Source organism: Geomobilimonas luticola, assembly GCF_018476905.1.
Lineage (GTDB): Bacteria > Desulfobacterota > Desulfuromonadia > Geobacterales > Geobacteraceae > Geomobilimonas > Geomobilimonas luticola.
In genome coordinates this window covers 299,796-325,155 of record NZ_JAHCVK010000002.1, presented here as the reverse complement: position 1 = coordinate 325,155, position 25,360 = coordinate 299,796, and the positions used below count along the sequence as shown (strand labels likewise).

The window sequence follows — 25,360 nt, the reverse complement described above, 5'->3', positions numbered from 1 at the left end:
AGCTAACCCTTGGTGACAAACGTTTTTATCATTGAATTTATTTCCTGGATCTGTCCAATCCGTAATTCGGGCCAACTCGGCAGATTGATACCACGCCAACCGATGCTTTCTGCAACTGGGTGTCGCTGAAACTTCTGGGCATACATAGGCATAGTGTGCACCGGATAGAAGACCGGACGTGTCTCTACCCCCTCCCGCTCCAGCGCTTCCCGAAGAGGGTCCCGCATAAGCGGATCATCCACCATGATCGAGCACATCCAGTATGAATGGTGAACATTGCCGACTTCCCGATGAAATGTGACCGGTACGCCTGCCAACCCCTCTGCATACCACTGTGCAACCTGCCGTTTTTTTGCCAGCAAGTCATCGGCCCGTTCAAGCTGTGCCAGTCCTATTGCAGCACTTATGTTGTTCATGCGGTAATTATAACCGATAACATCATGCCAGTATTGGCGGTGCTTGGCCAGACCCTGCCCCTTGAAGTGGACCACCCGATCATAGAGGGTCTCGTCATTGGTCACCACCATTCCACCCTCGCCGGTGGTGATGGTTTTGTTGCCGTAAAAGCTGTACGTGGCTATATCGCCAAAACTCCCCACGTGCCTCCCCTTGTAAAAAGAACCGAAAGCCTCGGCGCAGTCTTCGATCATGAACAAGCCATGTTCTTTGGCTATGCTGACAAGCGGATCCATATCGCATGGGTGGCCATAAAGATGGACAACCATAATGGCGCGTGTGTTTGGGCTGATCTTGCGACTAACGTCATCAGGGTCCATCTGCCAGGTGCTTTCAAGCGAATCGACAAAAACAGGCGTTGCGCCGGTGTAGGCGATAGCGTTAACTGAAGAGATGTAGGTAAGCGTTGGAACGATTACCTCATCGCCAGGACCAATTCCAAGAGCCACGAGCGCCAAATGCAAGGCAACCGTGCCGTTACAGACAGAAGAGGCATAGCGAGTACCGGTGTAGGTGGCAAATTCATCTTCGAACTCGGTAATGAAGCGCCCTTTGGACGAAATCCAAGTGGAATCGAGACATTCGTTAACATAGTTCTTTTCGTTTCCAGTGAGAGATGGTTGGTAAATCGGAATCTTATACATTATAAGTCCTTCCTGATAACGTAGGCAGGTATGAGATTATGCATGTAAAAAAATTTCTAGAATATATTCTGCATCACAGCTTCATATATTATCAATTTTACCAAAATAATCTCGAATTCTACCTTATTTCACAAACTCACTATGTTTATATGTCATACACCATTCATTATAACAGTCAAAGCTCGTGTCATATTTTGAGAAAATCGTTTTCGGGAAAACTGTTCAAGAGCATAATCCTGACACTGTAATGTTTGCTTTTTTAATTCGGACTCTTCCATTCGATATGCTTGCCAAACGGCATGTTCTATCTCTTCGACTGAGCATTCTTCCAAATAAGCACCGGCCGCGAACGGTAGCGTAACCCCGTTGTCTCTGCTGATAATCGGGTAAAGTCCTACTTGAAGACACGTGACGACAGCAGAGGAACTCGCCTCACTACAACTTGGAGCTACGAAGCAAAAGACATTTTTTACTATCTTGTTAAATTCATGGGAATTCGGGTATACGAAACCGTGATATTTTATGTTAGGCAATTCTGTAAGTTCTTTACCGTAAATTTTCATAAAGTCGGTCTCAACATCGTAATTGCCTACAACATGTAACTTCAACTCACTATTCTTTGCAAATACTTCTAACACTAGATCCAGTCCTTTATGGACAGCTCCTCCCCCATAAAAAAACAAGAACTCCCTCGTTTTGGGAAGCTCATTCGTCCGCTTGGTAGTTGGCAATCTTGAGGCTGAAACAGAAACGAGATTGATTTTGTCCCTATAGCATGGCGGATAGGTTTGCAGCGTATGTTCATTACCTATAAGAGTGCAAGCATCAGCAACTTCAAGCGAGCGTAATGAATCCTCTGGCAATGGAACTATCCTCTTGGGTGAATATGGCATCCCAGTTCTTTTCACCAAGTTTGCAACTCTTCTCAGTTCCGCATCGTTTTGATATAGTGGATAACTACCTGTGAGATGCAATATCTTTTTAGTGCCTGTTGGCAACTTCCGAGCTAATCTTTGCAGATTAACGTGGATATCGAACACTGCACTGTACTGTTCTGACGGAACAAAATCATGGTTTGTCCAGTTGACAGCATCGACATCATAGCCCAGCCTATTGAATATCCTAATTATTTCTCTACTCTCCCAGTTTCTGCTATGCCCATCGAATTGGCTGTCCTCCTCATCCAATAACAGTACATATTCCAGATAACTGACCAACACCCTTCCAATCGGTGGCTGTTTAAAAGCAAAGCTGGAAATAACCTTTGGACCATCATGAGGTAGAGGATTATGTAGTCTTAGAAATCCCCTGATTTTTTTGAGTAAAAGCTTCATAACGTCATCTATTTTCCCATTGAGAATCGCTAAGGAAAACCATACCGGACTGCCTCTCATCAAAATATCTATTTTCGTTATGGTTTGTCACTTCAAAAGTAATACAATTTGGCTTATCGTCAAAGGCTTGCCACAACGACCTACTAAAAATTGTACATCCAATAATATAGGTACCTGGTCGTAAAATATTAGAATTAATGTTCAAGTAGAATTTGTTTATTCCTTTCTTGAACTTCAAGTTCTTCAACTTTTCAATTGTTGGTTCCTCTCCAATCTCAACGCTATGCAGTGTTGTAATTATCTCTCCAATACTATTGCTTATCCCGATACCTACGACAGCTTCCAGTTCATTGTTAGATTCGATAATAACTTCTACGGTGAACGGTGCCTGGAATGGTAATGTATCAGCATAATTTGTATATCCAGCAGATATTACTCCTATGGACAAAATACGTGCTACAAAATCTGTGTTTTGCTGTCCAAAAGTTACAATCCCTTTATTTGATGCATGATGTAAAGTGTAAGCACTAATTACTTCCTCGATACTCCCCGTTTTGTGTATATTACCTTCAATTAAATATAACCCTTTATTACAAAGAGCTCTTATTGTTCCCATATTATGACTCACAAACAATACTGTTCGTCCTTCATTTCCCACCTGTTGCATCTTGCCAAGGCATTTTTTCTGAAACTGGAGATCACCCACTGCCAGCACTTCATCAACGATGAGTATTTCAGGCTCTAAGTGTGCGGCCACGGAAAAGGCAAGACGTACATACATCCCAGAAGAATAACGTTTAACAGGGGTATCAAGGAACCGCTCAACCTCCGCAAAGGCTACAATCTCGTCAAATTTCGTTTTTATCTCGGCCCGGCTCATCCCAAGTATGGCGCCATTAAGAAAGATGTTCTCCCGGCCTGTCAATTCGGGATGAAAACCTGTGCCAACTTCCAGCAGGCTAGCGACCCTTCCTCTCAAGCTGATACGCCCTGAAGTCGGCTCAGTAATCCTGCTCAATATCTTTAAAAGGGTGGATTTACCGGCACCGTTTTTCCCTATAATCCCTATGCGGTCACCTTGCCATGCCTGGAATGAAATATCCTTGAGCGCCCAAAACTCTTCAGAGGATCCATAATGTTGTAGTGAAGTGCGATTGAAAAGGCTTTTCGCCTTTCCGAAAAAAGAGCATATCTCATCGCGAAGGGTTAGAAAGCTTTCGTCCTTCCTTCGCCCGATGACATACTGCTTCGAGATATTTTCTACCGATATAACCGATTGCATACACACCTACATGACGTCGACAATGCTTTTTTCAACATGCCTGAAAAACAGAAATCCTGAAACGCACGTACCGAAAATAATCAGTGTAGAAATTGAAAATTGCAGCCAGTTTACACTTACTCCCCCCCCCAGAATGGCCCATCTGAAACCATCAATAACGGAAGCCATGGGATTCAAGGAATACAAAACCCGCCACTTGTCAGGAATGAGCGAACTGGAAAAACCAACAGGTGAAACATAGAGCCCGACCTGGATGAGGAACGGGACAATATATCGTACATCTCTATATCTGATGTTTAGAGCAGCAAACCATAAACCAGTTCCCAAAGCTGCAGCGCATGTTAAGATAATAAAAATTGGGAGGGCGATAAGATGAAAATCTGGGGTATAACCATACCATGCCATCAGGAAAGCAAGAATAAAGGCTGAAATGATGAAATCCACGAAATTCACAATTATTGAACTAACCGGGATAATGATACGAGGAAAGTACACCTTCGATAAAAGGTTCGCATTACTAACAAGACTCATTCCGGCTTCAGAAAAACTGTTGGCAAAGAGTTGCCAGGGAAGCAGAGCAGCAAGAATCATGAGTGGATAGGGGATATTTTTGTCGGAAGGAAGTCCGGCGAGGCGTTGAAAGACCACCGTAAATATGATGATCGTAGTCAATGGGCGTATCAAGCCCCAGGCTACGCCCAGTAGAGTCTGTTTGTACCGTACCAGGATATCACGCCAGGAAAGAATGAAAAAAAGTTCCCTGAATCGCCAGATATCACGCCAGTAGTGCAGGTCAGTGCGTCGCCCTGGCTCTATTATGAATACAGGCTGCTCGTACTTCATCAGCAATCACCACGCCGTGCTATAGGTTGCAGGGGTCGCAAAAAACTCATGAATGGAAAACGGTGCATACACCTATGAGCAACAGACGCTATGAGCGCCCATATCGGGCCGAAGTTTTTTCGAATGACCATGAGCGACTCTGAAAAAGCAGCTTCATCGCTTACCCCGCCGGGGAGAGCATAACATTTTAAATCTTCGCAGTAGCTAAAATGTGCTCCACTCTTGAATAAGCGCTGATTAAAATCAAAATCGGCAAATACCTTGTATTTCAGGTTGAAAGGAGCTCCCGGATGCAATGATTTTTTAACAAGAAGCGCCTGATGGTGCAAGGTATTATAGAGTTTCAAATGAAAGTCCACCCTGGGTTTGAAAACAACATTCTGCCCCATGTAAACCGCACCGTACAGTACTTCGCTGGATCCATATTTTGTCATATCCTCAGGGAGAGCAACAACCCTGTCCCCCGATCCGATATAAAGCACGTAACTTTCATCCGAGGCAAGACGCCATCCCTTGTTCATGGCATCGTAAATCCCTTGATCCCGTTCGCTCACCCAACGCGTGATCATATCTTTATTGCGTTGTATAATGTTCAGGGTTCCATCCGTAGATTCTCCATCGACAATTATGTACTCAAGCGGCTTGTAACGGATTGCTCTGATACTTGCAATAGTTTCATCCAGGGTTTCAACGCCATTATACACAACCGTGATAATAGTGATAAGAGGATTATTCATGCTCCTCCCTCAAGCATTATCTTGAATATCATACCCGCCCTCTTCCACTGCCCGAGCAAGAGACGAGAAAAGACCGTGCCCAAAAGCACAAGATAGACGGTGGGAAGAGCCTCCGGGTAAAACCGTCTCGTGAACAGAATACGGTTTCGTGCATTGTAGTAGTCACAGACCTCACTCTTCTGTGCCGGGTTGCTGCTAGTGCCTATGCTTGCGCCTACCTTATGATAGACAATGCTTTCGGGTGCATAGACAATCTTGTATCGACCTTTCCCGCGAAGTACCCAGTCAATTTCTTCAAAATACAGGAAGTAGTCTTCGCACATAAGCCCCACATCATCAAGGAAACGTCGGGAAACCATGAGAGAGGCGCCAACGGGATAGTCCGTCAAATGTTCGACTTTCTCCCTATTTACCTTATTCCCCCATCTTCGCCATCGTCCCAAGTGCCAGGCAAGTGCGAACCACTTGCAATACAGTGCACCCCCAAGAGCCTGAACTTTCTGCGGGGCATGATAGTGTAGGAGAGTAGCCCCGCACATGCCTGCACCGGGAGAGGCTTTGAGGCGGTCTACCATTCTCGAAAGCGCATCCGGCCTCACCACGGTATCGTTGTTCAGAAGCCAGGCATAATCCATATCGTCACGCGCAAGAGCATAGCGAAAGCCAACATTGTTCCCCCCCGCAAAACCAAGATTCTTGCCACACCTTATCAGGACGAGTTGAGCGTCATTTCCCCTGTCACCACCCAGTTCCGCAGTTTCTTGGGTATAGAGAGCGAAGTTTAGAGGTTTTTTGACCGGTGGAAACTGGAACTGATTAAAGTTACTTGAAGCAGAGCCTGTAAAATCAAGCCGCCCTTCTGCCCATGCTTCAATCTGCTGCAAAGAATTGTCAGTAGAACCGTTATCACACACAATCACACGGTACTTGCTATAGTCAGATCTAAAAACAGATTCAAGACACTCCACGGTGTCCTGCCAACCATTATAGTTAACGACTATTATATAAATATTCATCTGTAGATGCTCAGTGCAACCATGACTACCCATAACACGCCGGTAACTAACAGCGGAAAGTCCTTGAGAAGAGAATCGGTGGGATCGCCTCCCTGACCCGATTTAACACGCAGAATATACCGAAGGAGCCCGAACGTACAGAGCGGAACCGTGAAAATGAAGCTCTGTCTTGTAAGTGAATACATGGTGTATGTTACCAGAACGGCAGCTCCGCTCAGGGACATGGCCATATCCAGAAATCCTTCCGGGTAGTGCTCAAGAGTTTTGCGGTGAAGGCCAGCCTTGGTCCCCAACTCACCCTTTTCGCAAAGCCTTTTCCCGATACTGAGGAAAATCGAGAGGAGAAAAACACACAGGAAGAGCCATTCGGATATGACAACCTTGAACGCAACTCCACCGGCCTGGAGACGCAGAATGAATCCTGCCGCTACGCAAAAAATGTCAATTATGGGAAGTTCTTTGAGTTTGACGGAATATGCCGCGAATATGGCAAGATAGGCGACTATAAACACCGCAAAATAGGCCGATACGCAAAAACCTGCGAAAATGGCTGCTACGGTCATGGTAAAGGCGAGCATGCCCGCTGCCTTGATTGAAATCTGACCGGCAGCGACTGGTCTTGCCTTTTTCAGCGGGTGATTGCGGTCCCGTGGAGCATCCAGTAAATCATTCAAAATATAGGTGGCACTCGAAGCAAGACAGAATGCGATAAATGGGACTGTCCCCTCGCGGATAATACCGGCCTTCATGATCATCCCCCCCAGAAAAGGGGGGAAGAGAAGCATTAGGTTTTTGAGCCACTGATGCGGTCGAATTATTTTCAGATAGGCAATCATCGGTCCTGTTTCCCCAGCTTTTCCGCAAGACGCCGTGCTGCGGCCTTGAAATGTGCGCCATCAGGAGCGGTTTTATAGCTGAGGGAGAAATTGTCAAACGCTTGCTTTTCATCCCCCATTTTCAGGTAGAGCTGTCCGTTATTGTAGAGCAAGAGAGGGTCCTTGGTTCTTGAATAAAGGATATCCGTAATTTCTATCAGTTCAGTGATCAACTCCTGCTTTCGTGCTTCAGTGGTTGCATCGAGCAAAAGATAGTCGTAGTTTCTCAGCATTGAAAGAAGTTCCGTACTTCCCTTCACCTTGTCTACCCCAAGGTTGGCACGTATAATTGCGCGGGTCTCCTCAAGGCTTTTCCCGTGTATCATGACGAGAAGCTCATTCATTTCTATGATTTTGCGTATTTCGTCACTCGTAGTTTGCTTTTTTGCTCGTTTAAGCTGCTCGGCCCCTTCCGCTAACCGCCCTTCCTGAAGCAGTGCTACGGCAAATTCATTCCTTATCATCGCGAAGTCCGGAGACTTGTTCACGGTATCACGGTAAAGTTCAAGATTGCTCTGCCAAAGAAGGCTCCGCTGAAAGACAAATAGGGCCGATAGGATACAGCATGAAAGAGTGACGGCGATGGGCCAGAAGCGTTTACCGGCGTTTTCCGTGACATCATGCAAATACCCCGTCATGCTTAACGTAAAAAAAGCAGAGGGTATATAGAGATAACGCTCTGCCGCAACAGTCCATGAAACATGGTAGACGGCGACCGCTACCGCAGGGAGTATGAACATAAGAGATGTGACGAGCAGAATGAAAGAGGGGGCTCTTCGTGGTACGCAGAACAGTAGCAGCACTACTGAGACACCAACTATCGCATAAAGACTTGAAACCGAGGTTATTGCAAAATTGAGCGGGAAGGGGAATAGGATTTTCTTTGCATAAAAACCGAAAATACTCAGAGAGAACAGAATCGTATCGAGCGGGGTTCGACTGTTTCCCTTGAGGATTGCGGCAATACTGTCAGCATGGGTACCGGTACGAAAGAAAATATAAATTAACGGGAGGAAAATGAGTGCGGCACAGGCAGATGAAACAAGTATCATCTCCGACTTTTTTTCGGTTTCATTTTTGCGGATCAGCCATAGAGAGACAATCAATGGAACCGGAAGGAAAAGAAAGGCAGTCTCCTTTGCCAGCGTTGCCAGGATAATAAGGGGAAGCGACACGATGATGTAACGCCCTTGGCCAGTCTCTACTGCATGGAACAGGAAGAAAGTTGCCATGAGCAGGAAGGTTGCCGAAAGTGGATCCGTACGGCCGGCAATCCAACACACTGCTTCGCTGTTGACGGGGTGTACGGCAAAAAGGAGCCCACCCAAGAAGGGGAAGAGTGACTTGCCCATAAATCTGGTTGCAATGAGGAAAACTAGGCTGACGTTCGCACCGTGGATCAGGATGTTCTCAAGGTGCATGATGACCTTGTCCTGATCCCAGAAGCGATAATCCAGGTAATAGGAAAGATCCACGAGAGGCCGGTAATAATAGCCCCTTCCCGGTCTGAAAATGTCTGCAAGACTCAGTGTGCCATTAATACCGAACGTCTTGAGTATATGAACATCGTCTATGGAATTAATTGCCCCGAAGAGGGCGGGATAATACACACCCAGGACAACCAACAGCAGAAGAAGCATCTGCCATCCATTATTGAGCTGAATGCTTTTCCTTGGAAACGATGTCAAGGAAGAATGCCTCCATATCCTTGCGCTTGGGTTCTATACGCTCTACAACGGCATCCGAAGTGACAAGTTCAGCCATGAATTCTTTCAAACGATCTTTCGCGACCAGCAGTTCCTCGACATGACCGTGTCGGCTCACTTGAATCTGGTATCCTTCAACGCCACTTTGCAAGATATTTTCCACAGTGTCAACCGCCATCAGCCTCCCCTTGGCGATGATTCCCACCCTGTCGCAGACAACTTCGATATCGGCCGTTATATGGGTGCTGAAGAAAATGGTTTTCCCCTGCTTCTTCAGGTTTTTAATAATCTCTTTTACAAGAGCCCTCCCCAGGGGGTCAAGTCCGCTCATCGGCTCGTCGAGAACGTAGAGGTCAGGGTCGTGCAGCATCGCCTGTGCTAGACCGAGACGTTGTACCATCCCCTTGCTGTACCCCTTGATCGGGCGATCTGCTGCATGGGTAAGCTCCAGCAACTCCAGAACATGCTCAGACTGCTCGGTGATCATGCTGTTGTTCAGGGAAAAAGTTTTCCCGACAAAATGGAGATACTCCCGGCCAGTAAGAAACTCATAAAATGATGGATTTTCCGGCAGGTAGCCGACACGGAGACGGGACGACGATTCTGTTGCGGGCCGGCCAAAGATGGATGCGTGCCCGGCCGTTGGTTTGATCTGGCCCATGACGGTCTTGATCGTCGTACTTTTTCCGGCCCCGTTCGGGCCAAGGAAACCGAACACCTCTCCCGTCCTGACCTCGAGCGACAGATCCTGCAGCGCATCGACCCGTTTAAGCCGTTTCCCCAGATATCTCTTCGAAAGCGTTACTATCTCAAGTGCATGCATGAACAAACTCCTACTCAGTGGACCAGCGGATAGGTGCAGTGCCAAAAGCGAACTTGCTTGTACTTCTGACGGTGCCTTTTTCATCAAGATAAAATGTACCACCGTAGGGATCTTCAGGAATTCTGTCAATGAATCCGGCCGCTACAATGTCCTCTATTCTGGAAGGGGGTGTTCCGCGTGACCTGACGTATGCATTGACACCCTTCTGTATCGAAATCACCGCTATGAGTGCCTTCTTCCTGAATTCATAGAGGTTGATGAGTTTTCTGTCCATGGTACGTTGCTGCATAAACTCGATGAACTGCAAGGCAATCTCGTTCTGACCCGACTCGTACAGATACCGGGAGGCAAGACTGGTCATGAGTTGATCCTTGGAGAGTTCTGCAGCCTTTTTCATATAAGCCGCAGCAGTTCCGTAATCTTTAAGGAAATACGCAGCATTGAATCCGGCGAAGTACGGAAGCTGGTAATCCCACGTGCGATGCTTCATCCCGTAATCCAGCATTTCGTTGACATCCTGGATTTTGTTCAGTTCCCAGGTGAAAGCTGCCTGGGTGAAATAATAGACATCGGCATTCCACGGATCAAGCTTTGAAGCCGTTTGTAATGTCTTGAACATATTCTGGTATTCCGGCTTTACCACAATCATGTTCTTGGCTTTCTCCACGATGGTTCCGAAGTAGAAGAGCACCTTTACGACTGCATACTGGGCGACTAGATAACGATGGTCCCCCGCCACTGTTTTCAAGGCGTGCGCCTCGGGGAAATAACCCAGTTTGACGGCGACAGGACGTTCCTTCATAAATGCCGTGAGGGGAATCATCAGCGAGATGTACGAGCAGAGAAGAAGTAGGAAAAGCCCCTTCTTGATCATACCAGCTCTCTCCGGTTAAAACTCCACACCGACAGACAGAGCATTATCCCTGTATAACAGATGAAATACAGAATGGCATAGAAAATAGGAGCCGGCGTGAGGGGAAGTGCATAGATAGCCTGCACTTTCATATTGAATACCGCGAAATTAGGGATCACGTAATACACGCACTTGATGATCATCCGGGACAAGAATGGGATTGTAGTTCCGTACTCTCCAGCGACATAATCGAAAACTTCCTGACTCGCATTGCCGGCAAAGTAAACGGAAATCGATGCAAAGAACGGAAGAAAGAAAGACGTGCTCATTGTTGAGAAGAGAAGAGCGATAGAAAGAAGCATGACGTATTTGAGAGCATCTGCCGAGACAGCCACAAAGAGATTCAACCAATTGACCGGAATGTCAGCAGGATAACGCAGGGTAATCAAGGTAATGACAAGACATGAAACAAAGCCCATGATAATTGCGCTCGCGACAATCAAAACGGCGATTGCGGAAAACTTGCCGAGGACAAACTCCGCACGTGAAACGGGAAGTCCAAGAATTGACGCAGTATAACGCTTCTCCACGTCGCGCCAGACAGATGACGCCCCTGAAAGAATCGTAAAGATGAGCAGAATGAACGATATTGCCGAAAGACAGAGGGTAATGGAGAGTTCCTGCACCTGCCGCATGGAAAACATGCTGAAAACAGGTATCAGCAGAAATACCGTTGCCACAACCAGCGAGAAAATATGCACAAGGCGGTCACGGATTAAAGCTTTCACGGTAAGAGAGTAAAAACAATGAAAATTTCCCATGATTCTCCCCATGATTCAAATAAAAACGGGATGCATCGACTGCATCCCGTTTTTACACCTATTCAGGCGACAGTTACTTGATTGCAGACCAACCGGTCGAGAAGTTGGGAGCAGCAGCGGTCGGAATCGTCGTGGTGGGTGCGGTATCACCCGGAGGAGCAGCCTCGCCGGCAGCGGCAAGATCGAACATATAGATCTTCGCTTCAGTGGAACTCGTGCCGTAGAGCTTGGTGCCGGAGGAGTGGTAGGAACCGAGCGTGTATACCGTGCCGTCGGTGCAGTTATAGGCCATGGACACGTTGGCGGAAGGCTTGAACGCGATCAGGGGACCGTTGGTGCTGTCTCCCGGGAAGGTAATCTTGCCAGAGTCGGCAGCTGCGTACCATGCTCCATCGGCAGCAGTGCCGGTATCGGCAGCTTTGGTAAGTGCGGCATATGCAAACCCTGCGGTCGCAACAGCGATAAGAAGCGTCAAACATACGAGTTTTTTCATTTTATATCTCCTTTCGTCAAAGTTTAATTAGAACGGATATTTCTGGTTGTCAGCGTAGTAAGACTCAAGCTGGGTCTTGGCATTCTTCAGGTCACTCTGGGCGGCGCTGTTGTAGGCCTTCTGCCGATAGGCGGAGAACTGCGGGATGGCAATGGCTGCCAGGATACCGATGATCGCAACGACGATCAACAGCTCGATGAGGGTAAAACCTTTGTTGCTTCTGAGTTTGTTAAGCATGTCTTTCTCCTTTCGTGGTGTTTGTCCGGTTATCCCCGGTCATTTAGTATTCCGAAATCCAGTCCTTATCCAGCAGTTTTCATGCCAATCACAAGCCAGCCGTTTATTACCAGTGAGTCCGCATTGTTACCGTAAATTCCGGAATTACGTATCAGGCTGTAAACGTTTTTGAATCACACATTACGACACCACGGTGACATAAATTGTCAACATGCCACTTCAGCGGGGATAAGCCTGGTGCTCCCCAAAGTAGCTTTCCAGAACGAGCCGTGCGTTCCTCAAATCTGATTGCGCAGCGGCATTGTACGATTTTTGCCGGTAATTGTTGAACTGGGGAATGGCAATTGCCGCCAGTATGCCGATAATGGCAACCACAATGAGCAGTTCTATGAGGGTAAAGCCTCTCTCGGAACTGTTTCTGGTCGTTATGTGCATTGCCCGCCCCGGTATTCATTTCATTAACATACGATAACGCCATTTATGCAATATATGCGCCACTGAAAAAATATAATATCGATCTGTAATTTTTGTACTCGCAACCTGCATGCCTGTGCCTCGGCGAGTAGTCAATCATCCATGCCGAACTTGGCCAACCTGTACCGGAACGACCGGAACGACAGACCGAGAATCTGGGCAGCACGTTTCTTTACACCACCACTTCGCTCCATGGCCTGCAACAGAAATCGTTTTTCGATCCCGTCGAGGTAAGCCTCCAGGTTCATCCCTTCGGTCGGTATTTCCTGGGAATTGCCGGCTTGTGCAATCTGATTATTATAAATGTGAGAAGGAAGACACTCGCGGGTTATCGTTCTATCACCCAGGACAAGACATCTCTCCACCAGATTTTCCAGTTCCCGGACATTTCCGGGGAATGGGTATTCCAGCAGGACCTTGAGCGCATCGTTCGTTACGATTTCGCCTTGGACGGGATGTTGAACAAATTTGTGATAGAAATGTTCCACAAGTAATGGAATGTCCTCCGGCCTCTCCCTGAGGGACGGCAACTGCACCTGCACCACATTGATCCGGTAATAGAGGTCTTCCCGGAAATTTCCTTCCCTGACCTGTTCTTCCAGGTTCCGGTTCGATGCTGCTATGACCCGCACGTCGGCGCTGCTCTCCTCGGTCGCACCTATCCTTCTGAAGCGGCGTTCCTGAAGGACTCTCAGCAGTTTAGCCTGTAATTGAACGGGCACTTCACCAATCTCATCGAGAAAAAGAGTCCCCCCTTGCGCCTGCTCGAACAGACCGGCCCGATCAGATACAGCCCCCGTGAAAGATCCTTTTTTGTGGCCGAAAAATTCGCTTTCCATGAGCGTCTCGGGAATGGCGCCACAGTTGACCGCGACGAACGGCTTGTCCCTTCGTAAGCCGTTGTAATGAATTGCCTTGGCTACCAGTTCCTTGCCGGTGCCGCTTTCACCCGAGATAAGCACATTGACATTGCTTGCTGCAACCTTTTCTATGACCGTGTAGACGTCGCGCATTTTTCGGCTCTTGCCAATGATGCCGCTGAAACTGTAGCGCTCCTCGATCGCCTGTTTCAGGCGTACGTTTTCCCGCTTGAGACTCCGCTTTTCAAGGGCATTCTGAACGAGAACCTTTATCTCTTCAACCTTGAACGGCTTGGCAATGTAGTCATAGGCACCGCGTTTCATCGCTTCCACCGCCTGCTCGGCGGTGGAAAAAGCGGTAACGAGCAGGACAGCCGTATCGGGGGCATCGGACTTGATCCGTTCCAGGAGTTGTAAACCATCCAGTCCAGGCATGTTCACGTCGGATATCACCACATCATAATTATTAGTCTCAAGCATTGCCATGGCCGTTTCCGCATTTTCCGCAGCATCTGCGAGGTACCCTTCCCGCTCTAGCAGAATGGTAAGAAATTCCCGCATGCTCAGTTCGTCATCTACGACAAGTATTCTGGTTTGCATGTGATGGACCCTTTATGCTTACTTGGGTATTAAAATTGTAAATCTCGATCCCGAACCTGGATTGCTCTCAATGTGCAGTGCCCCCCCATGGGACTGGATAATCCTGTAGACAGTCGCCAGGCCAAGGCCAGTACCTCCATTTTTCGTCGTAAAAAATGGTTCGAAGATCCTGCCCATGACCTGTTCATCCATGCCGTGACCGGTATCATCGACAACAACCTTTACAAAACCGTTTCCCTGTTCTTCTCCGCTGGCGGCATCATCGAACGCGGTAAACGTTACCGTCCCCTGGTCAGGCATGGCATCAGCCGCATTCACCAGGAGATTCCAGAAGACCTGCTTGAACTGGCCCCGGTCAATGGCTACCGATATTCCTTCAGGACAGTCATTACGGAGCGTAATCCTTTCAAAACGAAGATCCGCACGAATAAGGGCCTGCATCTCTCTGACAAAATCATGAAGCATAACCACTGTTTTCTCGGGGGCCGCAGGTCTGGCATAGGCAAGGAAGTCACTTATCAACAGGTTCAGTCGGTCTGATTCACGCTCTACAATAGTCAGCAGACGCTTGTCGCTTTCCGAAATGGTAGCACTTTGGGCTATCAACTGGACCGACCCGCTTATGGATGCGAGGGGGTTTCTGATCTCGTGGGCGATGCGAGCCGACAGTTCACCGATGGCGGCGAGCCTGTCTGCTTTCTTCAACTCGGCCTCCATCTGCTTTATCTGCGTGAGATCGAGCAGGTTGATGATCGCTCCCTGTCGATTCCCCTGCAGATCCGTCAACGGTACGGACTTGAATCCGATTATGAGCTTCTTCCCCTCCCCGGATAGATAGGCAACCTCACCGGAGAGAGGGTTCAGTACACGCGCCCCATACGCTTCAAAAGGGGTGATGATCTCACTGAGCGGTCGGTCATAGGCCTCCTCCAGACTTACACCGGTCAACTGCTGCACGTACCGGTTGAAGACCCGCACTCTCCCTCCATTGGTAACGGTGAGCAGTCCACTGCCTATGTTGGACACTATGGAACTGTTCAGCCGCTCCAGCTCTTCAAAATCGATGACTTTTTTCTCGAGAGCGGATTCACTTTTCCGCGCCCGTTCGGCTAGATACCCGGAAAGAAAAGCCGTTAAAAAAAACGCGCCGAAATTGAGAAAAATCATGGAGAATACGAACTTAGCGCCGAGTTGCTGAGCGGGCAACGGGCTGAGCCCCAGATTCAAGAGCTTGCCGAAATACTGAAAATCGAGAATGGCACCGTAGAGAATGCCGCAGAGCGACGCCGTGTAGAATGCCTCCCTGCGGGCAAGCAGCACACTGGCATTGATGATGGAAAGGAAATAAAGAAAGGAATAGGGAGAGGTTATCCCCCCTGTTATGAGGAGCAGCAATGTTACGAAGATCAAATCCCAGATAATCTGGAGATAGGTGAGGAAACGGGTGTATCTATCGGTAGTTTTGAGAAAAAGATAGGAACCGATGGAAAACAGATAGGTTGCAACGATCAACCTGGCAACGGTCATCTGCGATGGGTAGACACTGCTTCCCGCTACATCGAAATTCAGGATACTGGTAGAGCCGAGAAGAACCGTCACCACCAGTATCCTGAAGAAGATGAACCAGCCTAGCCTTCTTTTTTCATCCATTGACTAACCGCCGCCAACTGCACCGGCAAGTTTGAATATCGGAAGGTACATGGCGATAACGAGGCCACCGACTGTTGTTCCAAGGACCACCATCAGCATTGGTTCCATCATGGCGGTCAGCGCGCCGACGGCATCGTCCACCTCGTCGTCATAAAAGTCGGCAATCTTGTTGAGCATGGCATCCATGGCGCCGGTTGCCTCTCCGACCGAGATCATCTGCACGACCATGGGGGGGAATACGCCGCTTTCAGCAAGGGGCTCCGCCATGGTCTTACCTTCGGAAATCGCCTGGCGGACTTTATAAATCGCCTCTTCAACGATCTTGTTGCCTGCGGTCTTGGCGACGATCTCCAGCCCGTCCATGATCGGCACACCACTGCTGATCATGGTGCCGAGAGTGCGCGTGAATTTTGCGACCGATACCTTCCTGATCAGGGGGCCAACGACAGGTGCTTTCAAAGCCAGTGCATCGACGACTTTCTTCCCTTTTGGGGTGGCGTAATATTTACCGAATGCATACTTGAGTGCAAAAAAAGCCACAATCATCACGATGATGTATTTCTTGAAGAAATCACTCAGTGCAATAACAAACTTGGTCGGTCCAGGTAATTCACCCCCGAAATCTGCAAACATCTTGGCGAATGTCGGAATAACGAAAACGAGAATGACCCCCACGACGATAACCGCAATGGACATGATTGTAGCAGGATAAACCATCGCACCCTTGACCTGTTTTGCCAGCTTCATGGCCTTTTCAATGTAGGCGGCCAGCCGGTTAAGAATCGTATCGAGAATACCGCCAACCTCTCCGGCGGCAACCAGGTTGACATAGAGCTGGTCGAAAACCTGGGGGTGTTTGCCGAGGGCATCGGCAAAGGTGGAACCGCTTTCGACTGCCTCCTTTACCTTGAACAGCACATTCTTGAAGGTCGGGTTTTCCTGCTGGCCCGCGAGAATTTCCAGGCATTGTACCAACGGAAGACCGGAATCGATCATGGTCGCAAACTGTCGCGTGAAAACCACCAGGTCCTTGGTCTGAACTTTCTTGGCGCCAAAGCCGGGAATGCTTATCCCCTTGCCAAGGCCTTTCCCCTCTTCCTTAATGGTAATGCCGGAGAATCCGTACTTCTTGAGCTGGGCTTCCACCAACGCCTGGTTGGCGGCTTCCATGACACCCTTCTGCACCGACCCGGATTTGCTCCTGCCTTCCCAATTGAATTTAGGCATTTATACCCTCCTCATAAATCAACAGGCTCCCGATCAGGGGCGCCGTTTCGGCCCCTGGGCACCAGCATTGGCGACCATCTGCTTGAATTCATCCGGCTCGGGAGATCTCCCAAGCGCGTCTTCTAGGCTGATGAGACGCCTCAGGTAAAGGTTTATCAGACACTGGTTCATGGTCTGCATGCCGAACCGTTCCTGCCCGACCTGCATCTGGGAATAAATCTGATGGATCTTGTCTTCCCGGATAAGGTTACGGATTGCGGGGTTCGGCACCATGACTTCAAGGGCAAGCGCTCTCCCCTTACCTCCCAGCTTGGGTATGAGCGTCTGTGACAATACCCCTTCCAGCACGAATGACAACTGGGTCCTGACCTGGGTCTGCTGATAGGGGGGAAATACATCGATGATACGGTTAATGGTCTGGGCGCAGGAGTTTGTGTGCAGCGTTGCAAAGCAGAGGTGACCCGTCTCGGCAAGGGTGAGGGCCGCCTCGATGGTTTCCAGATCCCGCAATTCGCCGACCAGAACAACGTCCGGGTCCTGGCGCAGCACGTACTTCAGCGCGTTTTTGAAACTTTTGGTATCGGCACCGACTTCACGCTGGTTGACCAGGCACCCCTTATGGGGATGGAGATATTCGATAGGATCCTCGATCGTTACGATATGATCGCGGCGATCCATGTTGATTTTATCGATAATGGAAGCGAGAGTGGTCGACTTGCCACTCCCCGTCGGTCCCGTGACGAGGATAAGACCACGTGGCTTCTCCGCCAGTTCCCTTACCACCTGAGGGAGCCCCAACTCCTCAAACGTAAGAATCTTGTAGGGGATGACCCGGAAGACCCCTGCAACAGCTCCCCGCTGAATGAACATGTTTCCCCTGAAGCGGGACAGGCCCTTCACGCCGAACGAGAGATCGAGTTCATTGTCCTCTTCGTACTTGTGTTTTTGGGCATCCGTAAGGACGCTGTAACAGAGTTGCTTGGTATCAACGGCGTTGAGAGGAGGGTAATCCAGAGGCGTCAGCTTACCGTCGACCCGGATCTGGGGGGGGGTGTTGGTGGTGATGTGAAGGTCAGATCCTCCACGTTCCACGAGTTCCTTGAGCAATTGGTGCAGATTTGCCATTGTTTCTCGTCTCCTAGTCGTCCGCCACGGTTACCCGCAGAACTTCCTCGAAAGAGGTGACCCCTTCCATGAGTTTGGTCAAGCCCGACTGCCGCATGGATTTGATGCCGAGGCGCATTGATTCGCGCTTGATCTCCGCCGTGTTGGCGCCGTTGAGAATCAGTTCCCGGATTGGCTCCAGCATGGGCATGACCTGGTAAAAACCGACGCGTCCCTTATACCCCGTGTTGTTACATTTCGCGCAGCCGACACCCTTGTAACAGACATACGTCGGTGCCTCTTCCGGTGAGACACCGGCATCTATCAGGGCTTGTACCGGTATGTCTTCCGGTTCCTTGCACTCGGAGCAGATACGCCGCGCCAGACGCTGGGCGGTAATGAGGTTGACGGCGGAAGCGACGAGAAACGGCTCGATGCCCATGTTAAGAAGACGGTTGATGGTGGCTGGCGCATCGTTGGTGTGGAGCGTGGAAAGTACCAGGTGCCCCGTCAAGGCTGCCTTGATTCCAATTTCGGCAGTCTCGAAGTCCCGGATCTCACCGATCATGATGATGTCAGGGTCCTGGCGCAGGAAGGACCTCAGGGCAGCGGCAAAATTAAGGCCGATATCCTCGTGCATCTGAACCTGATTGATGCCGGCAAAGTTGAACTCAACCGGGTCTTCGGCAGTGGAGATGTTTTCCGAAACCTTGTTCAGTTCCGATAATGCGGAATAGAGGGAAACGGTCTTACCGCTTCCCGTCGGGCCGGTTACCAGTACCATGCCGAACGGTTTGTGAATTTCCCTCTGGAAATGTGCCAGGGCTTCCGGCTCATACCCCAGTTTCGTCATGTCGAGTTGCAGGTTGGATTTATCCAGCAGCCGCATGACGATTTTTTCGCCAAACAGGGTCGGCAAAACCGAAACCCGGAAATCCATGTCCTTGCCGCCACCCATTTTGATCTTGATGCGTCCGTCCTGGGGAAGGCGACGTTCGGCGATATCCAGTTCCGCCATGATCTTGAGGCGAGAGGTAATCGCGTTCTTCAGCTTCATGGGAGGCTTCATCACTTCATAAAGCACGCCGTCGATCCGGTACCTGACACGGAAGGTCCGTTCATATGGTTCGATATGAATGTCACTGGCCTTTTTCTTGATGGCGTCGGTGAGAATCAGGTTGACCAGCTTGACGACCGGGGCGTCTTCCGTGGCACGCTCGAGTGAAGAAACATCGATTTCTTCCTCATCCCCGACGACCTCCAGGTCTTCCAATCCCTCGAGATCGCTCATGACATCAGCCAGGGATGCGGACTGGTCGTAGTACTTGTCAATTGCCGTCTTGATGGCTGTCTCGGCCGAGACGACAACCTCGACGTTATACCCGGTCATGAACTTGATGTCGTCGATGGCGAAGATATTCGACGGATCGCTCATTGCGATAATGAGGGTCGACCCTGCCCTGTTGACCGGCACGATCTGGTACTTCTGGGCGATGTCAACCGGTATGATCTTTATGACCGCCTGGTCGATTTCGAATTCGGCAAGATTGATAGAGGGCACACCGTACTGCTTGGAAAGAAACGAGGTGAGGTCGGGCTCGCTGATCAACCCGTTCTTGATGAGAATGGACCCAAGTCGAAGCTGACCTGCGGATTCTTTCTGCTCGTCGAGAGCCTTGGCCAGCTGTTCTTTGGTAATCAGATTATTTCGAACCAGGAGTTCTCCCAGTCTGCTAGACTGCATACAGTCACCGTTCCCCGTAGTTAATCAGCCTGCAAATACTATTTTGAATATACATCGTTGTCAAGCATATCTTGGCCACCAAGCGCCGCCAAAAGGCGCGATTTCATTAGGCCATTTGGCGGTTTGCGTGCAGTCCAGATGGTAAATGCCGCTTCCCCCTGGGCCGCCAGCATGCCGGCACCATTGGCAGATAGAAGGGAATGTTTTTGTGCTTCGGCAAGAAGCGGAGTCAGTGCGGGATTATAGACCATGTCATATACTCGCGCTGTTGGCGCCATCGGGGCCAGATCGATATCGTCAAAAGCCGTACCGTTCAGACCAACCGCCGTCGTATTCACGAGCAGGTCTACGTCCTTCAATCGACAATCATCCTTCAAAACGTCCAGAGTGCACTGAGCAAGATTCGCACCAGTAAAGACCGGGCTGAAATCCGCAATGAGTCGTTTACCCTTTGCCGGAGTGCGGTTTGCCACGGTAACCGCCGCGGCACCGGCCTGGCAGAGACCGACAAGAGCCGCCCGTGCAGCACCTCCTGCTCCCAGGAGTAAGACTCTGCTCCCTTTGATGTCGAATTTCAGGTCATCCTGCAGCGATTTGGTGAAACCGGTTACATCGGTGTTGTGTCCTGTCAGGCGGTCACCGTCGCGGCTGACCGTATTGACCGCCCCTATGAGTCGGGCTTCTTCGGACAGGTCGTCGAGCAAACCGATTATCGCCTCCTTGTGGGGGATGGTCACGTTGAACCCCGCGACACCTAGGGCGCGCAAGCCATCCACCGCTTCCGCCAGGTTTTCAGGAGGTACCGGGAAGGGCACATAGACACAGTCCAACCCCAAGGCAGCACAGGCGGCATTCTGCATCAGCGGTGAAAGGGAATGGGCCACCGGCCAGCCGATTATCCCCAGAACCTTTGTTTTCCCCTGTATATCGATTCTCATCGCACGTTGTATCCGTTCAGAATTCCTGCGACCTGGCCACGCAACTCAGGGGAAATCTGCTCCGCCAGCCGCAGTTCTCTAACACCTTCGGCAATTCTCCCGAGTCGCAGCAGCATGTCTCCCGCTTCCATATGACTGGTTGCATAGATGAGAATCGCCTTCCCCGTATCGAGGTCACGAAAGAACATCTCGCCGTCAACACCGCGTATTGCATAAAGGCTCCAGACCGACTGCTCCGGGGGAAGGAACATGGCACCGGACAGCTTACCCAGGCGGTAACAGATACCGGCCTGCTGAATGGTGTAATTACTCAATCCGATGGAATATCTGGTGGAAAAATCGATGTAGACTGGCCGGCGTTCGATCTGTTCATCGATCGCCAGCCTCAATATATCATCGGGCGCGATGTTTTGCAGGGGGAGAGTTCTGAGTCTGCTGTTGTTGAATACGAGGGGAAACGAATCCAGATACCAGTCGAATACCAGGTGGGGCGAATGCAAAAGATCCACATCCTCACGCATTTTCTCCACCCCCTGCAGATACCAGAGCGGAAAGGCCCCGCTGTCCCCCCAGGTAAACAGCGCAGTCCCCTGGGGAAGGGTCCGGAGCGAGTTCGTAGCATAATCATAGGCGATATAATTTTCATGCTGGTCGTTTTCGACGTAATTGAGCGCGCACACCGTGACAGGCAAGGCAGCGACTGCCAGCAGCGCACTGACCTTCACCGGCAATTGTGCCAGGCGCTGAAGGGGAATCACACCAAGAACCGTCTTGAGAACGATAAACATTCCCAAACCGACAAAAACCGCCGACAACAGGTAGAGCGGCGTAAAAAATTCTTCCGTCAGGAATATCAGGTCGGGCAGCGCATTGAAATAGCCTACGATGACGAGCAGGAACACCAGTAACCCCAGCAAATAGGCAAGGATTTCATCACGCCGCTTCCTGAAAAAGAAGGTAATCCCGACGAGGAGCAGGACCATCCCCACCGCCGTGAACTCGAAAGGTATATTGAAAGCGTTCAGCTGAGCCCATAGGAGCTTGAAGTCCCGATCAGGCTTGTCCGTAGGATACCCCTTGCGCAGAAAATGCCACAGGAACTGGGTGAGGGTCTTGGGGTCTCCCCAATTAAGAAGCGGGTTACGCACCGCCCGGACCGGGAGGTGAAGGTGGACGGAAAATCCGAGAAGGCCGAAGGTGATGGCGAGGAGTATCTCCTTGATGCGCCCGAGAACCCTCCAGTCCAGGGAGATGATCAGAAATGCAAATGACGGCACGAGCAGAACCATGGTCTGGTGAGCACCGAAACCGAGCCCGCAGAGGAATGCACCGAGGTAGACATAGAAAGGCCGTTCGTCTCCCCGGCGATAGTGGTCCCGCCAGAGCAGAAGCAGATAGAAGATCATCGCGGCCAGAAAGGAGATGAGCGGATACGGCTTGTCATGGTTGGACTGCAGCCAGAGCCGGGCCGAAAAGGCAAACGTCAGAGCGGCACCGAGGGCGGTGATTTTTCTGAAATGCCGGGAAAACGCTTCATCCGGCGTGAGATATTCGTTTTGCAGAAGATGGAATACCAGGAGATAGACGCCGTAGCACGCGACCGCCGCAGAAACAGCCGTGGCGATGTTCACCCTGAAGGCAAAGTTACCGAAGGGGAGATACGTAAACGCTTTGGCATAATTGATAAACAGCGGGTAGCCGGGAGAATGGGCGGAGCCGAGGGAATAAATGGCGGTAAGGAATTCACCGCTATCGAAAAAAGTAACCGACGGGGCAAGGGTCAACAGATAGACAAACAAAGGAATTATGACCGATGCCACGGCATAAATATCGACGCGGCGCTGAAAAGCTGAAAGCAAACGGCTCATAATGCCTCACCGTGCTGCGCGACACGACGCGCAACGGCAAAATAACCATTGCCCAGGTCGGTCCGAAAGAAAAGTCGTTGCATCAGATAGAATGGATACATGGTCAGATCGTTAAACAGCAGAAAAAAGATGTGCTTCATTCCCGTAAACAGCCACATGCCGCTGCTCTCCTCGGTACGAATCTGCAGGTCACGCTCCTGGCGACACTGCTTGCGGATGGCACGGTCATAGAAAGGCTTCATCAGATTGTAAACGGGTACCCCGTAGGAGTAAATGGAAACGGGACTGAGGCCGGCCGCCACCAGTTTGTCATGCAACTCTTCCCGCCCGTAACGGCGGAGATGGCCACAGAAATCGTCGTTTGCCCCCCATCTTGACATGTGAGCCGGCACCGTAAGCACCACGTAACCGCCAGGTCGGGTTTTCGAGGCCAGTTCACGCAACACCCCCACGTCATCCGCGCAGTGCTCCAGCACCTCCGACGCTATCGTCACGTCGAACTGTCCGGCAACGTCCTGCACGTCTCCCCTCACTACCGTTACCATCGTGTTCGCGACTCTTTTCCGGGCAGTCTCCACCGCATCATCCGAAAGGTCGACACCGGTACCCCGGTACCCCCGAGCCGCCAGAGCCACCAGAAGGTCCCCCGCGCCACACCCTACTTCGAGAACGTCTCTCACGGGAACCGTACGGAGAAAATCAAGGATAACCTTCCGCTTGAGCAGGTAACTGGGAGTAGGATACCATTCCATAACGGTCAACCGGTATGCTTTGCGGATTGTTCTTCCACATTGCGCAGGGATATATTGTCACGCCAGAGATAGTAGAAACCCACTAGTATTACGGGGAAAAAATTTATGCCGTGCATGACGAGCGCCACGCTGAGCGCCATTTCCCGCTGTACGTTGAACGCCAGCAGGCCGTAGACGCACGCCGCATGATACGTCCCGACGTAACCGGGAGACGCCGGCACCATCACGGCAAACACGAGGAATACCATGATCAGCATGGATGCCGTGACCGGAAGCGAAATGCCGAAGGATCTCAGCACCAGGTCCACGGGCCATATCGCGGTACTCCAGATAACGAGCGAAGAGACAAACAACGCTGCGAGTTCCGCCGGTCTGGACGACATGCGGATACCGGCAATGAACGAACCGAGGAGGGGAATGATTTTCTCGGCAACACGGGCAGGGAATGGCCGCAGTAAACGCCCCAACAGATCCAGAGTCCAGTGGGTCCGCCGCTTCAGGAGTACAAGAAAGACAATGACACCGACGTACAGGGCAAGGGTGACGTACCCCCCCAATTTGAGCCCCTCCTGCACCGGCTCCATCCCTTCGGGAAGCCGGACGGTGAATAATGTCAGCACCAGGATCAGGAGGACGGTGAAACCGTCAAACAGGCGATCCAGAACCAGGGTTGCAAAGACCGAACTCGGATCGAGCCGCTCTTTTTCCGCCAGGACATAGGCGCGGACAAATTCCCCCAGACGCGCCGGCAGCAGGTTGTTTGCCATGTAACCGACGATGGTTGCCGGGAAGAGGCTGGCCAGAGAGGTCGCCTTCTGGGGGAGAAGCAGGTAGCGCCAGCGTATGGCACGGCAGTAGTAACTGACAAACGTAAGAATGATCGAAGGAACAAGGTAACGGTAGTCCATGGACCGGAAAGCCGCCAGTACCTGCCTGCCGTCGATCTGCCGAAACAGCATCACCAGGAGAACCGCACTGATGCCGATACCGATCCAGAGCCGCTTGTCGAAGCCCGCCTTAGCCATTGTCGAGTGCTCCAAGGTAGTCGCGATACTCGATAATGGACACACCCCGCAGGATTTCCCGACAGCGCCGGATATCGTCACCTATTGCCTGTGCAAGCGAGGCAACATCGGGGAACTTCATTTCGCCGCGAAGCCGCTCCACGAAGTAAAGGCGTAGTTCCTTCCCGTACAGGTCGCCGTCGAAATCGAAGAGAAAGACCTCTATGGCGCACCCCTCGTCGCCAAAGGTCGGATTGTCGCCGATGTTGCACGCCCCGTCGTAAATCCGGTCATCCACCTTTACCTTGACCGCATACACGCCATGGGCAGGGATCAACTCCTTGTCCGTTTGCAGGTTGGCGGTCGGGAAACCTAGTCCCTTTCCCCGGTGGTGACCATGCACGACCGTTCCACCGACGGAGAAATGCCTCCCCAGAAACGCTACGACTTCCTTGACGTCACCAGCCTGGATGAGGCGACGCACCAGGCTGCTGCTGTATACCGTTTCGCCGGTACCGATCGGCGCCAGCACCTCCACGGCAAACCCCATCTCTTCACCAAGCCGCTGCAGGACAGCTACATTTCCTTGCCGGTTGCGGCCAAATGCATAATCATACCCGATGATCAGTTTCCGGGCTCCGATTCTGCCTACCAGAATATCCCGCACGAAATCGGTTGCACTGATGGATGCAAATTCAGGGGTGAAGGGGATCACCACCAGGTAATCGACCCCGGAGGCCTCGATGAGATTCTCCTTTTCCGCATAGGTGTTGATGAGGCGCACCTCCCTGCCGACCGGAAGAACCTTGAGCGGATGGGGAGAGAAGGTGATGACAACCGATACGCCTCCCATAGCAGCTGCCGCTTTCTTCAGACGGCGGAACATTTCCCGGTGCCCGAGATGGACGCCATCGAAATTGCCGATGGTCACCGCCGCATTGGAGAGACGCTCTCGTATTTCATCGATGCTACGGTAAATAATCATGGTATGGACTGGAATTCCCCGCACGAGATCAATC

Annotated in this window: 24 protein-coding genes; all 24 read right to left on the bottom strand. The window is 50.6% G+C overall.

Features of this window, described 5'->3' with window-relative positions; genetic code table 11:
* Positions 1-2: 2 nt before the first annotated feature.
* Complete coding sequence (locus KI810_RS08115; RefSeq protein WP_214175007.1) at positions 3-1,100, bottom strand: DegT/DnrJ/EryC1/StrS family aminotransferase; 1,098 nt, start codon at positions 1,098-1,100, stop codon at positions 3-5.
* Between the two features lie 152 nt (positions 1,101-1,252).
* On the bottom strand, positions 1,253-2,434 hold the full coding sequence (locus KI810_RS08110) for a glycosyltransferase (protein WP_214175006.1): 1,182 nt from the start codon (positions 2,432-2,434) through the stop codon (positions 1,253-1,255).
* A 4-nt stretch (positions 2,435-2,438) separates the two neighbouring features.
* On the bottom strand, positions 2,439-3,716 hold the full coding sequence (locus KI810_RS08105; protein WP_214175005.1) for an ABC transporter ATP-binding protein: 1,278 nt from the start codon (positions 3,714-3,716) through the stop codon (positions 2,439-2,441).
* A gap of 6 nt (positions 3,717-3,722) precedes the next feature.
* On the bottom strand, positions 3,723-4,559 hold the full coding sequence (locus tag KI810_RS08100) for an ABC transporter permease (RefSeq protein WP_214175004.1): 837 nt from the start codon (positions 4,557-4,559) through the stop codon (positions 3,723-3,725).
* Positions 4,559-5,296, bottom strand: coding sequence for a glycosyltransferase family 2 protein (locus tag KI810_RS08095; RefSeq protein WP_214175003.1), 738 nt, complete (start codon positions 5,294-5,296; stop codon positions 4,559-4,561). The genes KI810_RS08100 and KI810_RS08095 overlap by 1 nt, the downstream gene beginning before the upstream one ends.
* A complete protein-coding gene (locus KI810_RS08090) occupies positions 5,293-6,312 on the bottom strand; it encodes a glycosyltransferase family 2 protein (protein ID WP_214175002.1) in 1,020 nt (339 codons plus the stop codon). Before KI810_RS08090 ends, KI810_RS08095 begins: the two co-directional genes overlap by 4 nt.
* Positions 6,309-7,148: a decaprenyl-phosphate phosphoribosyltransferase gene (locus KI810_RS08085; RefSeq protein WP_214175001.1), complete on the bottom strand. Its 840-nt coding sequence runs from the start codon at positions 7,146-7,148 to the stop codon at positions 6,309-6,311. The genes KI810_RS08090 and KI810_RS08085 overlap by 4 nt, the downstream gene beginning before the upstream one ends.
* Complete coding sequence (locus tag KI810_RS08080) at positions 7,145-8,827, bottom strand: glycosyltransferase family 39 protein (protein WP_214175000.1); 1,683 nt, start codon at positions 8,825-8,827, stop codon at positions 7,145-7,147. Before KI810_RS08080 ends, KI810_RS08085 begins: the two co-directional genes overlap by 4 nt.
* Before the next feature lie 10 nt (positions 8,828-8,837).
* Positions 8,838-9,716, bottom strand: coding sequence for an ABC transporter ATP-binding protein (locus tag KI810_RS08075; protein WP_214174999.1), 879 nt, complete (start codon positions 9,714-9,716; stop codon positions 8,838-8,840).
* Positions 9,717-9,726: 10 nt separating this feature from the next.
* Complete coding sequence (locus KI810_RS08070; protein WP_214174998.1) at positions 9,727-10,590, bottom strand: hypothetical protein; 864 nt, start codon at positions 10,588-10,590, stop codon at positions 9,727-9,729.
* Positions 10,587-11,390 carry an ABC transporter permease gene (locus KI810_RS08065; protein ID WP_214174997.1) on the bottom strand — a complete coding sequence of 268 codons (804 nt, stop codon included), beginning with the start codon at positions 11,388-11,390 and terminating at the stop codon, positions 10,587-10,589. The genes KI810_RS08070 and KI810_RS08065 overlap by 4 nt, the downstream gene beginning before the upstream one ends.
* A 73-nt stretch (positions 11,391-11,463) precedes the next feature.
* Positions 11,464-11,883 (bottom strand): hypothetical protein, encoded by a 420-nt coding sequence (locus tag KI810_RS08060; protein ID WP_214174996.1) that lies wholly within the window; start codon positions 11,881-11,883, stop codon positions 11,464-11,466.
* 27 nt (positions 11,884-11,910) lie between these two features.
* Complete coding sequence (locus KI810_RS17440) at positions 11,911-12,120, bottom strand: type IV pilin protein (protein WP_214174995.1); 210 nt, start codon at positions 12,118-12,120, stop codon at positions 11,911-11,913.
* 219 nt (positions 12,121-12,339) lie between these two features.
* Positions 12,340-12,555, bottom strand: coding sequence for a type IV pilin protein (locus KI810_RS17435; RefSeq protein WP_214174994.1), 216 nt, complete (start codon positions 12,553-12,555; stop codon positions 12,340-12,342).
* Between the two features lie 131 nt (positions 12,556-12,686).
* Positions 12,687-14,054 carry a sigma-54-dependent transcriptional regulator gene (locus tag KI810_RS08045; RefSeq protein WP_214174993.1) on the bottom strand — a complete coding sequence of 456 codons (1,368 nt, stop codon included), beginning with the start codon at positions 14,052-14,054 and terminating at the stop codon, positions 12,687-12,689.
* Positions 14,055-14,072: 18 nt separating this feature from the next.
* Positions 14,073-15,704, bottom strand: coding sequence for a two-component system sensor histidine kinase NtrB (locus tag KI810_RS08040; RefSeq protein WP_214174992.1), 1,632 nt, complete (start codon positions 15,702-15,704; stop codon positions 14,073-14,075).
* A 3-nt stretch (positions 15,705-15,707) separates the two neighbouring features.
* The gene (locus tag KI810_RS08035) at positions 15,708-16,931 is read right to left on the bottom strand and encodes a type II secretion system F family protein (protein WP_214174991.1); all 1,224 of its coding nucleotides are present in this window, start codon (positions 16,929-16,931) and stop codon (positions 15,708-15,710) included.
* 33 nt (positions 16,932-16,964) lie between these two features.
* The gene (locus KI810_RS08030; RefSeq protein WP_214174990.1) at positions 16,965-18,056 is read right to left on the bottom strand and encodes a type IV pilus twitching motility protein PilT; all 1,092 of its coding nucleotides are present in this window, start codon (positions 18,054-18,056) and stop codon (positions 16,965-16,967) included.
* A 13-nt stretch (positions 18,057-18,069) separates the two neighbouring features.
* Complete coding sequence (gene pilB, locus KI810_RS08025; protein WP_214174989.1) at positions 18,070-19,779, bottom strand: type IV-A pilus assembly ATPase PilB; 1,710 nt, start codon at positions 19,777-19,779, stop codon at positions 18,070-18,072.
* Between the two features lie 38 nt (positions 19,780-19,817).
* Positions 19,818-20,711, bottom strand: a complete 894-nt coding sequence (locus tag KI810_RS08020; RefSeq protein WP_214175190.1) for a shikimate dehydrogenase — start codon at positions 20,709-20,711, stop codon at positions 19,818-19,820.
* A gap of 2 nt (positions 20,712-20,713) precedes the next feature.
* Positions 20,714-22,585, bottom strand: coding sequence for a glycosyltransferase family 117 protein (locus KI810_RS08015; RefSeq protein WP_214174988.1), 1,872 nt, complete (start codon positions 22,583-22,585; stop codon positions 20,714-20,716).
* A complete protein-coding gene (locus KI810_RS08010; RefSeq protein WP_214174987.1) occupies positions 22,582-23,337 on the bottom strand; it encodes a class I SAM-dependent methyltransferase in 756 nt (251 codons plus the stop codon). Before KI810_RS08010 ends, KI810_RS08015 begins: the two co-directional genes overlap by 4 nt.
* 5 nt (positions 23,338-23,342) lie before the next feature.
* Positions 23,343-24,362, bottom strand: a complete 1,020-nt coding sequence (locus KI810_RS08005; protein ID WP_214174986.1) for a lysylphosphatidylglycerol synthase transmembrane domain-containing protein — start codon at positions 24,360-24,362, stop codon at positions 23,343-23,345.
* Positions 24,355-25,326: a bifunctional riboflavin kinase/FAD synthetase gene (locus KI810_RS08000; protein WP_214174985.1), complete on the bottom strand. Its 972-nt coding sequence runs from the start codon at positions 25,324-25,326 to the stop codon at positions 24,355-24,357. Before KI810_RS08000 ends, KI810_RS08005 begins: the two co-directional genes overlap by 8 nt.
* Positions 25,327-25,360: the final 34 nt, after the last annotated feature.

Bases quoted from the DNA above. Each gene is read 5' to 3' on its own strand.
- KI810_RS08115 (WP_214175007.1), bottom strand. From the start codon at position 1,100: ATGTATAAGATTCCGATTTACCAACCATCTCTCACTGGAAACGAAAAG.
- KI810_RS08110 (WP_214175006.1), bottom strand. From the start codon at position 2,434: ATGAAGCTTTTACTCAAAAAAATCAGGGGATTTCTAAGACTACATAAT.
- KI810_RS08105 (WP_214175005.1), bottom strand. From the start codon at position 3,716: ATGCAATCGGTTATATCGGTAGAAAATATCTCGAAGCAGTATGTCATC.
- KI810_RS08100 (WP_214175004.1), bottom strand. From the start codon at position 4,559: ATGAAGTACGAGCAGCCTGTATTCATAATAGAGCCAGGGCGACGCACT.
- KI810_RS08095 (WP_214175003.1), bottom strand. From the start codon at position 5,296: ATGAATAATCCTCTTATCACTATTATCACGGTTGTGTATAATGGCGTT.
- KI810_RS08090 (WP_214175002.1), bottom strand. From the start codon at position 6,312: ATGAATATTTATATAATAGTCGTTAACTATAATGGTTGGCAGGACACC.
- KI810_RS08085 (WP_214175001.1), bottom strand. From the start codon at position 7,148: ATGATTGCCTATCTGAAAATAATTCGACCGCATCAGTGGCTCAAAAAC.
- KI810_RS08080 (WP_214175000.1), bottom strand. From the start codon at position 8,827: ATGCTTCTTCTGCTGTTGGTTGTCCTGGGTGTGTATTATCCCGCCCTC.
- KI810_RS08075 (WP_214174999.1), bottom strand. From the start codon at position 9,716: ATGCATGCACTTGAGATAGTAACGCTTTCGAAGAGATATCTGGGGAAA.
- KI810_RS08070 (WP_214174998.1), bottom strand. From the start codon at position 10,590: ATGATCAAGAAGGGGCTTTTCCTACTTCTTCTCTGCTCGTACATCTCG.
- KI810_RS08065 (WP_214174997.1), bottom strand. From the start codon at position 11,390: ATGGGAAATTTTCATTGTTTTTACTCTCTTACCGTGAAAGCTTTAATC.
- KI810_RS08060 (WP_214174996.1), bottom strand. From the start codon at position 11,883: ATGAAAAAACTCGTATGTTTGACGCTTCTTATCGCTGTTGCGACCGCA.
- KI810_RS17440 (WP_214174995.1), bottom strand. From the start codon at position 12,120: ATGCTTAACAAACTCAGAAGCAACAAAGGTTTTACCCTCATCGAGCTG.
- KI810_RS17435 (WP_214174994.1), bottom strand. From the start codon at position 12,555: ATGCACATAACGACCAGAAACAGTTCCGAGAGAGGCTTTACCCTCATA.
- KI810_RS08045 (WP_214174993.1), bottom strand. From the start codon at position 14,054: ATGCAAACCAGAATACTTGTCGTAGATGACGAACTGAGCATGCGGGAA.
- KI810_RS08040 (WP_214174992.1), bottom strand. From the start codon at position 15,704: ATGGATGAAAAAAGAAGGCTAGGCTGGTTCATCTTCTTCAGGATACTG.
- KI810_RS08035 (WP_214174991.1), bottom strand. From the start codon at position 16,931: ATGCCTAAATTCAATTGGGAAGGCAGGAGCAAATCCGGGTCGGTGCAG.
- KI810_RS08030 (WP_214174990.1), bottom strand. From the start codon at position 18,056: ATGGCAAATCTGCACCAATTGCTCAAGGAACTCGTGGAACGTGGAGGA.
- pilB (WP_214174989.1), bottom strand. From the start codon at position 19,779: ATGCAGTCTAGCAGACTGGGAGAACTCCTGGTTCGAAATAATCTGATT.
- KI810_RS08015 (WP_214174988.1), bottom strand. From the start codon at position 22,585: ATGAGCCGTTTGCTTTCAGCTTTTCAGCGCCGCGTCGATATTTATGCC.
- KI810_RS08010 (WP_214174987.1), bottom strand. From the start codon at position 23,337: ATGGAATGGTATCCTACTCCCAGTTACCTGCTCAAGCGGAAGGTTATC.
- KI810_RS08005 (WP_214174986.1), bottom strand. From the start codon at position 24,362: ATGGCTAAGGCGGGCTTCGACAAGCGGCTCTGGATCGGTATCGGCATC.
- KI810_RS08000 (WP_214174985.1), bottom strand. From the start codon at position 25,326: ATGATTATTTACCGTAGCATCGATGAAATACGAGAGCGTCTCTCCAAT.